The sequence below is a fragment of the Pseudanabaena sp. FACHB-2040 genome (assembly GCF_014696715.1).
GTDB lineage: Bacteria > Cyanobacteriota > Cyanobacteriia > Phormidesmidales > Phormidesmidaceae > JACVSF01.
Map to the genome: position 1 here is coordinate 375,092 of NZ_JACJQO010000022.1, position 15,603 is coordinate 390,694.

Sequence of the window (15,603 nt, forward strand, 5' to 3'; positions counted from 1 at the left end):
TGTTAAGAGACGGAATGGCCAGCCGGTTGTGTCAGTAACGACTTCGACTTAGGCCGACGTGCAGCCTATAAAGATATAGCCTGCAGGGAAATAGTGGCTAGAGTTGTCCCTCGATAAATTTAAGGGATTAAGGGATTGATTTATCTCTATTAGTGATCAACAGATTAGGCATTCAGTATTGAAGAACTTAAAATTTAAGGCCTTAATCTATCTTTTGATAGAGGCAGAATTGCTCTATCTGCAAATGAGCTGCCATCAGCAACGACTGTATTATCTTCACTCCACCTTGAAATGCAGCGGCAGTCACTGCCCTCAGTACTCCCCAAAAACCCTCTAGACTGGGAAGGATTGCGCGAGGGAGGAACCGTGGCCGACGGGGGAAACACCTATATAACGCCAGAGCCGAAGTGGGTTGAAGTTCTGGTAGATTGCCCCGGAGCCCAGGGCCTCTATACCTATGGCGTGCCGCCCGAGCTGGAGGTGCAGCCAGGAGACATTCTCAGCGTTCCCTTTGGTCATCAGCAGGTGGGTGCGATCGCACTACGTCTCGCCACCCAGCTTCCTGAAACCGTTGCCGCCCAGCAGATCCGTCCGGTTGAAGGCATCCTCAATCGCCGTTTCTTCTCCCCCACTTATTGGCAGCTGCTAGAGCAGGTGGCTAGCTACTACCAAACCTCGCTGATGCAGGTGATCCGCACCGCCCTGCCGCCGGGGTTGCTAGCCCGCTCTCAGCGCCGTGTACGGCTCTGCCCCAACCCAGTTCCGCTTGCCGCCGCTGCCCTCCAGCCTGCCGCTGCTACCCTGCTGGCCCACCTACATAAAGCCCCCAATGGCAACTACACCTGGCAGCACCTGCAAAAGCTTAGTAACGGCAACCGCCGCGCCCTGCAGCAGCTCATTGAACAAGGCTGGGTAGAGAGCTATTTAGCCCCGCCGCAACCGCCCCGGCCCAAGCAGCGGCAGGCTGTAACCCTGCTCAACCCCGACAATACTGCCTTGAGCCCCCGTCAGCAAGAGATTTTGGCCATTCTTAAGCGGCAGGGGGGCGATCTCTGGCTCAATGAAGCTCTGCAGATCTGCCAAACTACCAGCGCTACCCTAAAGCGGCTAGCCGCCAGCGGTCATCTGCTAATCGAGGCGAGAGAAGTGCTGCGTCGCCCTACCGATACGCCCGATCTGCAGCCCGACCAAGCCAAACCTCTGACCCCTGCTCAGCAGCAGGCCCTAGCCGCAATCAGCCAGCAAACCCACCACTGTCAGATGCTGCTCCACGGCGTTACCGGTTCAGGCAAGACTGAGGTCTACCTCCAGGCGATCGCACCCCATCTGGCCGCTGGTCAATCGGCCCTAGTGCTGGTGCCCGAAATCGGCCTCACCCCTCAGCTTACCGATCGTTTTCGCCGCCGCTTTGGTTCGCAGGTCTGCGTCTACCACAGCGCCCTCTCCGATGGCGAACGCTACGACACCTGGCGGCAAATGCTCAGCGGCCAACCCCAAGTCGTGATCGGCACGCGCTCTGCTATTTTCGCCCCCCTGCCCCGCCTGGGCATTCTCATTCTCGATGAGGAGCACGACAGCAGTTTCAAGCAAGACAGCCCCGCCCCCTGCTACCATGCCCGCACCGTTGCCCAGTGGCGAGCTCAACTAGAGGATTGCCCTCTGGTACTGGGTTCGGCTACGCCTTCGTTAGAGACGTGGTTGGCCTGTTTTTCCCCGAACCAGGGCACAAACCCTTGCCCCCCTATCAGCCCTCCCTCCTCTCTCATTCCTCCTCTCTCCTCCCCGCCCTCCACCCACTACCTCTCCCTACCCCAGCGCGTCCATGCCCGACCCCACCCGCCGGTCAAGGTTGTGGACATGCGCGAGGAACTGCAGGTAGGCAACCGCAGCATTTTTAGCCATCCCCTACAGGCGGCCCTACGCAAGATGAAAGCCGAGGGCAACCAGGGTCTGCTATTTATCCATCGTCGAGGCCACAGCAGCTTTGTCTCCTGCCGCAGTTGTGGCCATGTGATGATGTGCCCTCACTGCGATGTGTCGCTGTCGTATCACCAGCCTAACCGAGATAGTGCGACAACTCTGCAATGTCACTACTGTGGGTATGTGCGATCGCATCCTCGCAACTGTCCTGAATGCGCCTCGCCCTACCTAAAGCACTTTGGCAGCGGCACCCAGCGGGTAGTTAACGCCCTAGCCGAAACGTTCCCAGACTTAACCTGCATCCGCTTCGACAGCGACACCACCCGCACTAAGGGGTCGCATCGGGCATTACTGACCCGCTTTGCCCAGGGCGGCGCAGATCTGCTGGTCGGCACCCAAATGTTGACCAAAGGCATTGACCTACCCCAGGTAACGCTGGTGGGCATTGTCGCTGCTGATGGCCTCCTATATATGAATGACTACTGGGCGAGCGAGCGAGCCTTTCAAACGCTGACTCAGGTGGCCGGCCGGGCCGGTCGGGGCGATCAGCCCGGCCAAGTGATCCTTCAGACCTACACGCCAGAGCACCCCGTGGTGGAGGCGGTGCAGCAGCAGGCATACGATACCTTTATCGAGGCAGAATGGGCCCAGCGACAGGCCCTAGCCTACCCTCCCGCCGGACGACTTGCGCTAGTTCGGCTCTCTAGCCCCGACCCAGAGGCGGTGCAGCAGGCAGCCAAAGCGGCAGCCGCACACCTGCAAAAACTAATTGCTGACTGCAAAGGATATGAACTGCTCGGCCCGGTTCCGGCCCCAGTTTTGCGAGTGGCCCGCCGCTACCGGTGGCAGCTATTGCTAAAGTGCCAGCCCAATCAGCCCCTACCCGATCTCACATCGCTCAGAAAGCAGGCTCCAGCTCACGTCAGCTTAACCGTGGATATTGATCCGCTGAACCTGTCGTGAGGAGTTGCACGAGTTAATGCCCTCGAAGACAAGAACCGGCTTCTTGCTGGTGTTAGGGGGAAGTTGCGATCGCACAGCAAAATAGAAACAGGATCTACCCGCCCAGGGCAACTCCCCACAAAGAAGCCAAAAAAGAGACGTTGCTAGGCAACGTCTCTACACTGTCTGGAGTTAGACGGTCAAATCTGCTCAAGTCAGGCAACCGGAACCGCGCCCAGGTTTTGCTGAACCATTTCGCGATACTGGCTCTTTTGCTTCATGCCCCGGAACTCGCCCACCATTGCCTTGTCCTTAAAGAACTGGACAGTGGGAGTGCCCGTCACGCCTGCCGACTCAGCAATATCGGGATCTTCAGTGATATCGATTTCGATGTAGTGAATCCGGCCCTCAAACTCGTCTACCACCTTGTTCAAAATCGGCTTCAGGGTATGACAGGGGCCACAGGTGGGGGAAGCGTATTTCACAATAATCAGGCGATCGCTCTCGTGGTAGAGCTTACGCAGAGCATAGCCGCCAACATGGCGAGTTGTGTCGGGGTCAAACTCGGCTACCTGCTTATACTCGGCCACCCGGCCTTCTTCTTCCGGCTTTTCAGACGCTGCGCTCTGGTGAAACTCCTGCAGCAGGTCATTGGCGACCAAATACCGCTCAGCTAGCAGAGCCGCCATACAGCCAGTGCCCGCTGCCGTAATTGCCTGACGGTATTCGTGATCCTGCACGTCTCCAGCGGCAAAAACGCCCTCAACACTGGTGGCTACTGTACCAGGCTTGACCTGGATGTAGCCCACATCATCTAGATCGAGTTGCCCCTTAAAGAGGCCAGTGTTGGGAGTGTGGCCAATGGCGTAGAACAGACCCCGCACCGGCAGATCACGTTCTTCGCCCGTTTGGGTATCGCGCAAGCGCAGTCCTTTCATCAGGTTGTCACCATAGGCATCAACCGCTTCGGTATACCAGTGAACTGTGATTTTAGGATTTTTCAGCACTCGATCCTGCATAGCTTTGCTGGCCCGCATCTGGCCACCTCGCACCAGCAAATGCACGTGGGAACCGTACTTGGTCAGATACACAGCTTCTTCTGCTGCCGAATCGCCGCCACCAATTACGGCCAAATCTGCATTCTTGAAAATAGGAGTGGCCCCATCACAAATGGCGCAGGCCGAGATGCCCTTGTTCCAAAACTCTAGTTCTGAGGGCAGGCCCAGTCGGCGAGCCGTAGCGCCCGTGGCAATGATTAGGCTGTGGGCTTTGACCTCTCTTTCTTCTGAACGCACTACAAAGGGCCGTTGGCTCAGATCCACTGCAATGACGTCTTCCGTCACCATTTCAGTGCCCCAACGCAGGGCTTGGGCTTTCATCTGGTCCATTAAAATCGGACCGGTGATGCCATCAGGGAAACCGGGGAAATTTTCGACCTCAGTAGTGGTCATTAACTGTCCGCCGGGCAGCCCTCCTGCCTGATACCCCTCGAACATGAAAGGCTTCAGGTTAGCCCGCGCTGCGTAAATTGCGGCCGTGTAGCCCGCTGGCCCCGACCCAATAATTACGACATTTTCCACCGCTGGACTGGCCATAGCTGGACTCGCCATAGGAAAACTATGAACTCATAACGACTACGGTTAGTATATCGTATTTCCGGTCTGATACAGCAGTAGTTTCAGCGAACAGCAAGAGTTGTCCTGATTGGGGCATGCTGCTGGCGTAACTTATGAGCCTGACAGACATGAACTGAGCCTCAGGCGAAAGGCTGGCCCTAATCTCTAACAGCCTGGGATCAAGCTGTACGGGGAAGCGCAGAAAGCGGGAACCCTGGATAGGGGCAGGACTATTCAGCAGCAGGAAAAAATTCGTATCGTTTGGTACCAGGAGAGTTCTGGTCTGCCAATCCTCTGCTAGCCTGAAGCCCAATAATCGCTAAAGACCTGGTCACTAAGCGACCCTCCTCAAGAATTTTGTCTGGATTTTTTTGTCTGGTACGTCCCCGGTTGAGCTGCTACATGACAAACCCTCACTCTGCTTTGGTTGCCACTGTCCTCGCTGCCCTGGGGATAGGATTGGGTGGGGCGCTCAGCCCCCAATCTGCTCAGGCCCTGTCCCTGGGGCAGTTTTACCGGGAACAGCCCCAGCGCATTTCTATAGGGGCAGGCCTAGGACCTTTAGCAACTGCGATCGCACAGCTGCCCGCAGTCGTCTTGCCGCTCCAGGCAAATCTCACCGAACCTGCCGCTGACTCTACACCACCCACCTCTGCGCAGATACTGCCTGGTCTGCCGTCTCGTTCACCCCTTTCCTTGCCTCGGCCCAGGCCGGGGGGTGTTGATCCGGCAGACCAGGTCGCGCCCGCCATCATTGATCTCGATGCTCAAAACCGGCCAATCAATCCGGTGCTGTCGATGACTATGCGAGAGGAGCTAAATAATTTAATCGGTCGGTTTGAAAGCGCCCTGTTGACGGCAAACTCTTCTCAGCAGCCAACTAAGGTCAGTTTAGACCAGGCCGCTCCGGTGCTGACGGCCTCTGCCAATACCTCACCGGTCGAGTCAGACGGCACTGTGCTGCATCCTGCTCTGCTAGAGGCGCGGCAGCTGCTCAATGAGTGGAATGATTTGATTGCCCAGGGAAAATATGCGATCGCACGTCAGCGCTGGCAGGCCGTGCGTCAGTCACTCTGGGACAATTTACCCACCGATCGCCCCAGCGCCCAAGCCGAAATTCGCGCTATCTGGCTGGATCGGGGTACTCTGGTGCAGGCTCGCTCCCCTGAAGGGTTGGCCCAAGTCTTTGACCGCATGGCTGCCGCTGGAGTTAACACCGTCTTTGTCGAAACCGTTAACGCGGGCTATCCCATTTATCCCAGCAGCGTTGCGCCCAACCGCAACCCCCTAATTTCAAGCTGGGATCCACTCAAGGCAGCGGTTGACCTGGGTCACGAGCGAGGCATGTCAGTTCACGCTTGGATCTGGACCTTTGCGGTTGGAAACCAGGTGCACAACCGGCTGCTCAACCTACCCCTCGACTACCCCGGCCCTCTGCTCACCCTACACCCCGACTGGGCCGGATACGACAACCTGGGCAACGTCGTGCCTCCTGGCCAAACCAAGCCCTTTCTTGACCCGGCCAACCCAGAAGTTCGCAGCTATTTAATGCGGCTGATTTCAGAGATCATCACCAACTACGAGGTCGATGGGCTACAGCTCGACTATATTCGCTACCCCTTTCAAGATCCTGGCGCAGGCCGCAGCTACGGCTACGGCACGGCAGCTCGCTGGCGGTTTCGGGCCATGACCGGTATCGATCCACTGCAGTTGGCCACCGGCCCCGGTCAAAACGCAACCGAGGCCGAGCGCCGCTTCCACCGACAGATGTGGGATCGCTGGACCGATTTTCGGGTGCAGCAGATCTCCTCCTTTGTGCAAGAAGTCTCGCTGATGGCGCGGCGGCAGCGGCCCGACTTGATTCTCTCCACCGCCGTGTTTGCCCGCCCTGAACTAGAGCGCCGCCACAAGATCCAGCAGGACTGGGGCACCTGGGCCAGCCAAGGCTATGTAGACTGGATCGTGCTGATGAGCTACGCCGAAGACACCAATCGGTTTGCCCAGTTGGTGGAGCCCTGGCTGGTTTCCCAAACCTTTGGCCGAGCCTTAGTGATTCCCGGCATTCGGCTACTGAACCTGCCCCAGCCCGCCGCCCTCGATCAGATCTTAGCCACCCGCGATCTACCCGCCTCTGGCTACGCTCTATTTGCCGCCACTGACCTGAACCAGAGCCTAGAAGCAATGCTCAGCCGCACCCAGGGCCAGACGGCTACCCCCTTAAGGGGCAATTCCCGGCAGGCCTCTTTTCAAATGGCCCACGCTCGCTACCAGTCTCTACAGCAGGAGTGGAATCTGCTGCTGAGCAACCGCCAGCTGTGGATGGAGCAGCCAGTGCTGACCCCTTGGGTAGAAGAGGTCAACCGCCTGGGCGAGGATCTAGAGGCGCTGGCCGCAGAGCCCTCCGCCCGCCGCTCGCGCGATGCCAAGCTTCGTTTGGAGAAAGTTCGCAGCGCCCTTAACGAGCGGGTGCTGGTACAGACGACCAACAGCAGCTACCGACTACAAACCTGGCAGCATCGGCTGACGGCTATCGAACAGCTGCTAGCCCACGGTGAAGGGGTTCGATAGCCTCGCCCTATCTACAGCCCCAAACTGCCTGTAGCCCTAGCGCTATAAACTCCTCGATTTCAGGCTCTACTTCAGGAAATCCGGACAATTGTCAGGAAAAGTTGCCAAGCAGGCGGATTCGTCGCCGTCAGCCCTGTAAAAAGAAGCAGGACTGAATTCGTCGCCCTGTATCCATCCAGAGTCCTAAAGTTCATGGTCTCTAGGGTGAAGGCTATTTTGGCATGGCAACAAGCTCGATCGATGTTCTGTGGGTTCTAGTTTGCGCCAGCCTGGTGTTTTTGATGCAGGCGGGCTTTTTATGCTTGGAAGCGGGATCTACCCGCAGTAAAAACAACATTAACGTTGCCGTCAAAAACCTGGCTGATTTTGGCGTATCTGTGCTGTGTTTTTGGCTGTTTGGCTATGCTCTGATGTTTGGCCGCACCGCCTATGGCTGGGTGGGCACCAGTGCCCTACTCCCGGATGTGGGACAGGGCGAGGTGTGGCTGGTGGTGTTTTTTCTATTTCAGGTAATGTTTTGCGGCACCTCGGTGACGATTGTCTCCGGGGCCGTAGCTGAGCGGATGCGTTTCAGCGGCTACATGCTGGTGACCGTGCTGCTGTCGGGTCTGATCTATCCAATCTTTGGCCACTGGGCCTGGAACGGGCTGGATCTGGGGTACTCAGCTGGCTGGCTGGGAGAGCACGGCTTTGTAGACTTTGCCGGATCAACCGTGGTGCATAGCGTGGGCGGCTGGGTTTCTCTAGCCGCTGTGCTGATTTTGGGGCCGCGCATCGGCCGCTTTTCTCGCAAGCGCAACCGCTCTCCGATAGCAGGGTACGACCTGCCGTTGGCGGTGCTGGGCACTATGCTGCTGTGGTTCGGCTGGTTTGGCTTTAATGGCGGCAGTGTGTTGGCGCTCAACTATCAGGTGCCGGGTATTTTGGCCAATACGCTGCTGGCCGGATCGGCTGGCATGGTCACGCCGATGCTGCTAAGCCTATCCCGTGGAAGAAGGTTGCCTGTACCCACTGTCATCAATGGCTCCCTGGCTGGACTGGTGGCGATTACGGCCAACTGCCATGTAGTTCACGCGCCAGAAGCGGTGCTAATTGGCGCTATTGGATCAGGGGTAATGTTGCTGTGCGATCGCACCCTCGTCGCCCTCTCCATTGACGATGCTGTGGGCGCGATTCCAGTCCACCTGGCAGCGGGCATTTGGGGCACGCTGGCAGTGGCTCTGTTTGGCGATCTGAGTCTAATTGGCACCGGCCTGTCTCGCTTGGGCCAGCTCCAAATGCAGATGGTGGGCGTGCTGGTGGCAGCGGTCTGGTCTTTTGGGGTGACCTATCTACTGCTGTGGGGGCTCAACCGCTGTTATCCATTGCGGGTGAGCCCCCGGCAGGAGCACATTGGCCTTAACATCTCTGAGCACGAAGCCAGCAACGATCTAGTCGATTTGTTTACCGTGATGCGGCAGCAAGCCCGCACCGGCAACCTGCGGCTACGGGCACCGATGGACCCCTTTACCCCCGCCGGCCAAATTGCGGCTCGCTATAACCAGGTGATCGGTGCGCTGGAGGCTGCGATCGCAGGCACCGAAGCCATTGTTCAAAACGCGATTGAAGCGATTGTAGTCGTCTCCAAGCAGAGCCTTAAAGTGCGGTCGGCTAACCCAGCAGTCGGCAAAATTTTTGGCCTGTCTGCGAGCCAGGTAAAGGGGCAGCCCATCACCCTGCTAGCCGGGATAAGTCAAGGCGACTCCCCCGTTTCAGATCTAGAGCCTATGCGCCAGTGGCTAGCCCAAGCCAGCGTTGATGGCAGTCCCTACGAGCTGTTGGGCAAGCGCCGCAGCGGCGGCCTGTTTCCGCTAGAGGCTACCGTAGCCGAAGCCCAGACCCAGCGGGATAGCTGCTACACCCTAATTTTGCGAGACATTACCCTGCGCAAGCAGGCCGAGGAAGTTTTGCAGGAAGCCGCCGCTAAAGATGAGAAGTCGCGCCAGCTAGAGCAAGCCCTGCAGGAACTGCGCCAGGCCCAAATTCAGCTAGTCCACAGCGAGAAAATGTCGAGCTTGGGCCAGCTGGTCGCAGGTATGGCCCACGAGATCAACAATCCGATCAACTTTATTTACGGCAACCTCAGTCACGCAGAGCAGTACGTCGAAGATTTGCTAACCGTGATCGATGCCTACAGCAAAGACTGTCCCTGCTCATCCGACCGGCTTGACCACCTGATCAAGGAGGTTGATCTGGGCTATCTGCGCCAAGACTTGCCCAAACTGCTGCTGTCGATGCGTAGCGGCACCGAGCGGATCACTGACATCATCAAAGCTCTGCGCGATTTTTCTAGGTTAGGTGGGGCTGAGCTGCAGATAGTAGACATTCATCAGGGCATCGAGAGCACCCTAACCATTTTGAACAGTCGCCTGCGGGAAACCAACCAGCGACCTGCGATCGCAATTCTGCGCCAATACAGTGCTCTGCCCCCAGTAGAGTGCTACGCCAGCCAACTCAACCAAGTTTTTATGAACCTGCTGACCAACGCCATTGATGCCCTCGATGAAAAAGCAGCTCAGCCCCTGACCGACGCTTGGATACCCCGACTCAAGCTAACCACCCACATTACCCCAGCCCACACCATTCGCATTCAGATAGCCGACAATGGCGTGGGCATCCCAGAGGCCGTACAGGGGCGCATCCTAGACCCCTTCTTTACCACTAAGCCCGTGGGCAAAGGCACCGGCCTAGGCATGTCAATCAGCTACCAGATCGTAGTAGACCGACACCACGGCAGACTCAAGTGTGACTCCAGCCCGGGCCGAGGTACCCGTTTTCTAATTGAGATTCCCCTGGGGCAGGCTGTCCAGCAGGGAGAACTGGGCTAATGAGGATACAGGAATGCGAGGAGGAGAAACGCTTCTCCTCTCGATCATCACCTGATCACTTCCTACGCCAGGACGGGCACGTTATAGCCAGCCCCAGGAAAACCCCTTGTTCCCATGTCCCACGACGCTCCCGAACTGATCATTGAAGCGGGCCGCACCGAGGCCCAATATTGGCGCGACCTCTGGCGCTACCGAGAGCTGTTTTACTTTCTGGCCTGGCGAGACATTTTGGTGCGCTACAAACAGACTGCCGTAGGCGTTGCTTGGGCCCTGATTCGGCCTTTTCTAACGATGGTGGTGTTTTCGGTGGTGTTTGGTCGGTTGGCCGACCTGCCGTCTGAAGGCGATGCGCCTTACCCAATTCTGGTCTTCTCAGCAATGCTGCCCTGGCAATTTTTTGCCAACGCCCTAAGCGAGTGCAGCAACAGCCTGATCAGCAACGCCAACCTGATCTCTAAAGTCTATTTTCCCCGGCTAGTAGTGCCTACCAGTGCAGTAATCGTCAGTTTCGTAGACTTCCTGATTTCAGGCATTATTTTGCTGGGGCTGATGGCCTATTACAATGCAGCACCTTCTTGGCGAATATTGTCGCTGCCACTGTTTGTGCTGGTGGCGTTTGCCGCCGCGATGGGGGGCGGTCTGTGGCTGGCAGCCCTCAACGTGCAGTACCGTGACTTTCGCTATGTGGTGCCGTTTCTAGTACAGTTTGGCCTCTACATCTCGCCGGTTGGCTTTAGCAGCAGCATTGTGCCCGAGCGCTGGCGACTGCTGTATTCGCTTAACCCCATGGTGGGGGTGATCGATGGCTTTCGCTGGGCAATTATTGGCGGCGAGGTGCAGCTCTATTGGCCTGGTTTTTTGCTGTCGCTACTGCTGGTAGTGGGGCTGCTGGTAACAGGCATTCTCTATTTCCGCCGCATGGAACGCACTTTTGCTGACGTGATTTAGCTATAACAAGGACAAATAAGTCCAGCGATCTATGAAAAAAGCACTAATCTGCGGAATCTCTGGTCAGGATGGAGCCTACCTGGCAAAACTGCTGCTAGACAAAGGCTATACCGTCTGCGGCACCTCACGAGACGCGCAGATGTCGTCTTTTAGAAACCTGGTGCAGTTGGGCATTCGCGATCAGGTCAAGCTGGAGTCAATGGCGACAACAGACTTTCGCAGCGTGCTCCAGGTAGTGAGCAAGTTTGACCCTGATGAGATCTACAACCTAGCAGGTCAAAGTTCGGTAGGCCTGTCTTTTGAGCAGCCAGTGGAGACGCTCGAGAGCATGGCGACCGCTACCCTCAATCTGCTGGAGGTGATTCGCTTTGTGGCCAAGCCCATTCGGTTTTACAATGCCGGGTCAAGTGAGTGCTTTGGCAACACCCATGGCGAACCCGCCGATGAAAACACGCCCTTTCGGCCCCGCAGCCCTTACGGGGTAGCTAAAGCCGCTGCCTTTTGGGAAGTAGCGAACTATCGTGAAGCCTATGGCCTATTTGCCTGCTCCGGCATTCTATATAACCATGAGTCGCCGCTGCGGCCCGAGCGGTTTGTCACGCAAAAGATTGTGACCACCGCCTGCCGTATTGCTGCAGGCAGCAAAGAGACTCTGCGGCTGGGTAATATCGACATCGAGCGCGACTGGGGCTGGGCTCCAGAATATGTCGAAGCCATGTGGCGCATGCTGCAGCAAGCTGTAGCCGATGACTATGTGATTGCTACGGGCGCATCATACAAGCTGAAGACATTCATAGAAGAGGCGTTTGCAGCGGTCGGGTTGAACTGGCAAGAACATATCATGATCGACCAGAGCCTATTTCGCCCCTCAGAAATTGCCCGAGGTCAGGGCAACCCAGCCAAAGCTCAACAGCAACTCGGCTGGCAGGCCCAGTTTCAAATGCCAGACGTGGCTCGGATGATGGTCGAGGTCAAACGAGCAGCCCTCAGCGTATCCTCAAATTAAGCATGACAGCTTTGGAAGTCAGTTTTGTGGAAGTCTTTGAAGGTTAGCCAGTGCTCCTCTGATTCGGCTGTCTACGTAACTTTATGTAAGCCCTCTTGACACGTTCATAAAGCTTTGAGGGCACACTGACAGTAGTTACATTGCTCCTGCATAGTTCCCACTGCCATGTCTGACACGGTCATCCGCGTCGAGAATTTAGGAAAGAAATACGTTCTTGGCCAGCAACAACAAGGTGCTTATCGCTACACTGCCTTACGGGATGTGATTAGCGATCGCATTAAGTCTCTAAGACGCAGTTTCCGCAAACCCCGACAGCATCAGCCCAAGGAAACCCAAGAAGATTTCTGGGCACTCAAAGATGTCTCCTTTGAGGTTAAGCAGGGCGAAGTTATTGGTATTATCGGCCGCAATGGGGCTGGCAAATCTACTCTGCTAAAGATCCTTAGCCGCATTACCGAGCCGACTAAGGGCCGAATTCATTTGAAAGGACGGGTCGCCAGCCTTCTAGAAGTTGGCACGGGCTTTCACCCAGAGCTTACGGGACGAGAAAACATTTTTCTCAATGGAGCAATCCTGGGCATGAGCAAAGCAGAAATCAACCGCAAGTTCGATGAAATCGTTGAATTTGCCGAGATTAGTCAATTCTTAGATACCCCAGTAAAACGGTACTCCTCAGGCATGTATGTGAGGCTAGCCTTTGCTGTTGCCGCCCATCTAGAGCCAGAAATTCTAGTTATTGACGAAGTCTTAGCTGTGGGAGATGCCAACTTCCAAAAGAAGTGCTTGGGCAAGATGGGAGATATTGCAAAACAGGACGGTAGAACTGTTTTGTTTGTTAGTCACAATATGGCTGCTGTAGAAAACCTCTGCCAAAAAGGACTCTACCTACAAAAAGGCAGTGTTCAATTTATTGGTGATAAGTCTGACGCAATCACTAAATACATTGCTAGTTCTTGTGAAACCCAAACATCACTAGCAGACCGTAAAGACCGTCAAGGTTCAGGTGAAATTACTGTTGTCGGCTTTGCCATTAAGGACATCGAAGGAAACAGTCTTGAAGTTGTTCGATCAGGGCAGGATATTGACATTTATCTCTACTACGAATCTCGCAGCAGCGCCAGATTTAACAGAGTTATTACCAGTCTCGCAGTTAAAACTCAGCTAGACTCTCCAGTTTTTCTGCAGCACAATCGCTTAACCCAGAAAGAATTTGGCATCCTTCCTCAAAGAGGGGCATTCGTTTGTCGAATTAACAGGCTGCCTTTATCCTCCTCTAGCTATCTAGTCACCTATTCCTTAATCGTAGACGGTAGCTATTTGGATGGTATTAACAATGCCTTTCAGCTAACGGTTATTGATGGTAATTTCTTTAACTCTGGAGAGGTTCCTCCAATTGCTCACGGTGTTTGTCTAGTAGATGGCAGCTGGAGATTAGAAGAGGCAGCTGCCCCAGGTGCAGAACTAAGGCTCCAGGAAAGCTTATGACAGATCAAGCCATCAAACAGCTTAAAGGGTTGTATCACCTTCTCAAGGGTAAACGCCGCTACACACCTCCAGAAGAGGTAGTAAAAGCTGAGCTAATTTTCTACATTAAGTATCTCCAGGAAGGCATGACCGTCTTTGATGTTGGCTCAAACCTTGGGGAACTCACTCTACTTTTCTCGAGCCTCATTGGCCACACCGGCAAAGTTCACTGTTTTGAGGCTAGCTCTTCAGTCTTTTCGAAATTTGAATCCTTTTGGAAAACTTTAGGGCGTCCTCAAATCATTCCTAATAACTTAGCTGTGTCAGACATAGACGGCTACCTCTCACTCAACGTGTACGACGATGAGCACTCAGGATGGAACTCTTTAGCCAATCGCCCCCTCGAAAAGTACGGTATTAATATCAAGCCTATTCACACCGAAACCGTAAAATCTACAACGGTAGACAGCTACTGTAAAGAGCACGGCATTGAGAGCATTGATTTGCTGAAGGTTGACGTAGAGGGAGCCGAGTACCAAGTACTTCTCGGAGCTGTCGAGATGCTGAAAGAGAAGCGGATTAAACGCTGCACGTTTGAGTTTGGGGGAACAACCTTTGATATGGGAAACCATCCCGATCAAATCCAGAACTACCTAGATGAAGTTGGCTATAGAATCAGAAACGTTGTTCCGAGAGATCCAATCTTCCCTGGCCGCAGAAGTGCCTTAGATGCCCAGTTTTCTATGCTTGTCGCAGTACCTAAAATATGATTCAAGAAGTTGTATGGATGGCCCGTCACTTAAAGCGAAAGAACGCTTTGGGCGATATGCTGCGATCTTCAGCTAAAACCCTATCGGCCTGGCAGAGCTTTTGGAAAGATTACGCTCAGTATAAAAAGATAGCGGGTGACCAGCAGCCGTTAGTGGATAACCTCTATCCCTGCTTGGGAGACAACACTGGGGAAACCCTCATAGAGCCTGTGTACTTTTACCAGGATACCTGGGCATTCGAGAAGATTATGGAGCAGCAGCCGGCTAGCCATGTGGATGTGGGTTCCCATCACATGTTTGTAGCCTTTCTCTCCAAAATCCTGCCCTTGACGATGGTGGATATTCGGCCACTGTCGCTCAAGCTGGAGGGGCTTAACTTTCGAGAGGGCAGCATCTTAGCCCTACCCTTTGCCGATCAAAGCGTTGAGTCTCTATCGAGTCTTTGTGTGGTTGAGCATATTGGGTTGGGGCGATATGGCGACCCGCTCGACCCAAATGGCACTGAAAAAGCCCTAGCCGAATTAAAGCGGGTGCTCAAACCCAACGGCGACCTCTACCTATCGTTACCGCTTGACGATGAGAACAAGGTATTTTTTAATGCCCACCGTGCTTTTCAAGAGGAGTATCTCAAGAAAGTTTTCAAGCCATTAGAAGTTGTCGAGAGCAGGTACATCTACGGCAACAACTTGCTCGACTACCAGCCTAAGGGGTTTGGCGTTGGACTGTACCACCTCAGATTATCAGACGCTTAATTGACAGGAGCGATCGCAATGGGCATTGTCAGAATGGGGCCGCCAACCGAGCTGATCAGCCAGCTCCGGGCAGAGCTGAGCTTAAAGAACTTCGTCGAAACGGGAACCTACCACGGCAACACCTCTGCCTGGGCGGCCAATCAGTTTGAGCAGGTCTACACCATTGAAAACTCAGAGCCGCTCCACAAAAGGGCCCAAGCAACCTTTAGCGTCGTAAAAAATATTGGCTTCCTGCTAGGGGACTCTAGAGCCGAGCTGCAAAAAATCCTTCCTACTCTACAGGGAAAGAGCTTGTTTTGGCTCGATGCCCACTGGAGCGGCGGGGAAACCTACGGAGAAGCAGACCAGTGCCCGCTGCTAGAAGAAATTGCTGTGATCAATCAGTTTGCTGCCGATAGCTGCATTTTGATTGACGATGCCAGGCTGTTTACTTCGCCCCCCCAGCCACCGCACCGCCTGGAGTACTGGCCGGACATCGTGACTGTGCTGGACTCACTGCAGCAGGGTGCTATCGAAAGGTACATTGTCATCATTGAAGACGTCATCATCGCGGTGCCCAGTAGCGCCAAGGGAATTGTTTCTAGCTACTGCCAGCAGGCCAATGCCAAAGCCTGGAAAGCTTACGGTGAGCAGCAGAACAGTTCTGATTTTCAAAAAGGGCTGGCTTTAGTCTCAAACAGCCTCGTCGCCAGCCTCAAAGGCGTTGGCAGTCGGTTGCGCAGCATTCTTCCCATCTCTGCCGGCTAGGGC

10 protein-coding genes are annotated in these 15,603 nt (G+C 55.0%); 9 read left to right on the forward strand and 1 reads right to left on the reverse strand.

Annotation, left to right across the window (positions count from 1 at the left end; genetic code table 11):
* Positions 1-291: 291 nt before the first annotated feature.
* Complete coding sequence (gene priA / locus H6G13_RS24685) at positions 292-2,883, forward strand: primosomal protein N' (protein ID WP_190487880.1); 2,592 nt, start codon at positions 292-294, stop codon at positions 2,881-2,883.
* A 194-nt stretch (positions 2,884-3,077) separates the two neighbouring features.
* Here the strand turns inward: priA and trxB are convergent, their stop codons facing one another.
* The gene (trxB, locus tag H6G13_RS24690; RefSeq protein WP_190488334.1) at positions 3,078-4,457 is read right to left on the reverse strand and encodes a thioredoxin-disulfide reductase; all 1,380 of its coding nucleotides are present in this window, start codon (positions 4,455-4,457) and stop codon (positions 3,078-3,080) included.
* A gap of 423 nt (positions 4,458-4,880) precedes the next feature.
* Between trxB and H6G13_RS24695 the strand changes: the two genes are divergently transcribed.
* The 8 genes from H6G13_RS24695 (at position 4,881) to H6G13_RS24730 (ending at position 15,600) form a co-directional block, all read left to right on the forward strand.
* Entirely contained in the window at positions 4,881-7,046 is a 2,166-nt protein-coding gene (locus tag H6G13_RS24695; RefSeq protein WP_190487882.1) for a family 10 glycosylhydrolase, read from the forward strand.
* Positions 7,047-7,267: 221 nt separating this feature from the next.
* Positions 7,268-9,913: an ammonium transporter gene (gene amt / locus H6G13_RS24700; RefSeq protein WP_190487885.1), complete on the forward strand. Its 2,646-nt coding sequence runs from the start codon at positions 7,268-7,270 to the stop codon at positions 9,911-9,913.
* Between the two features lie 114 nt (positions 9,914-10,027).
* Positions 10,028-10,861 (forward strand): ABC transporter permease, encoded by an 834-nt coding sequence (locus H6G13_RS24705; protein WP_190487887.1) that lies wholly within the window; start codon positions 10,028-10,030, stop codon positions 10,859-10,861.
* A 31-nt stretch (positions 10,862-10,892) separates the two neighbouring features.
* Positions 10,893-11,867 (forward strand): GDP-mannose 4,6-dehydratase, encoded by a 975-nt coding sequence (locus H6G13_RS24710; RefSeq protein WP_190487889.1) that lies wholly within the window; start codon positions 10,893-10,895, stop codon positions 11,865-11,867.
* 165 nt (positions 11,868-12,032) lie between these two features.
* Positions 12,033-13,352, forward strand: a complete 1,320-nt coding sequence (locus H6G13_RS24715) for an ABC transporter ATP-binding protein (protein WP_190487891.1) — start codon at positions 12,033-12,035, stop codon at positions 13,350-13,352.
* Positions 13,349-14,101 (forward strand): FkbM family methyltransferase, encoded by a 753-nt coding sequence (locus tag H6G13_RS24720; RefSeq protein ID WP_190487893.1) that lies wholly within the window; start codon positions 13,349-13,351, stop codon positions 14,099-14,101. The genes H6G13_RS24715 and H6G13_RS24720 overlap by 4 nt, the downstream gene beginning before the upstream one ends.
* Positions 14,098-14,853: a DUF268 domain-containing protein gene (locus H6G13_RS24725; protein WP_190487895.1), complete on the forward strand. Its 756-nt coding sequence runs from the start codon at positions 14,098-14,100 to the stop codon at positions 14,851-14,853. The genes H6G13_RS24720 and H6G13_RS24725 overlap by 4 nt, the downstream gene beginning before the upstream one ends.
* 18 nt (positions 14,854-14,871) lie before the next feature.
* On the forward strand, positions 14,872-15,600 hold the full coding sequence (locus H6G13_RS24730) for a hypothetical protein (RefSeq protein WP_190487897.1): 729 nt from the start codon (positions 14,872-14,874) through the stop codon (positions 15,598-15,600).
* Positions 15,601-15,603 lie beyond the last annotated feature (3 nt).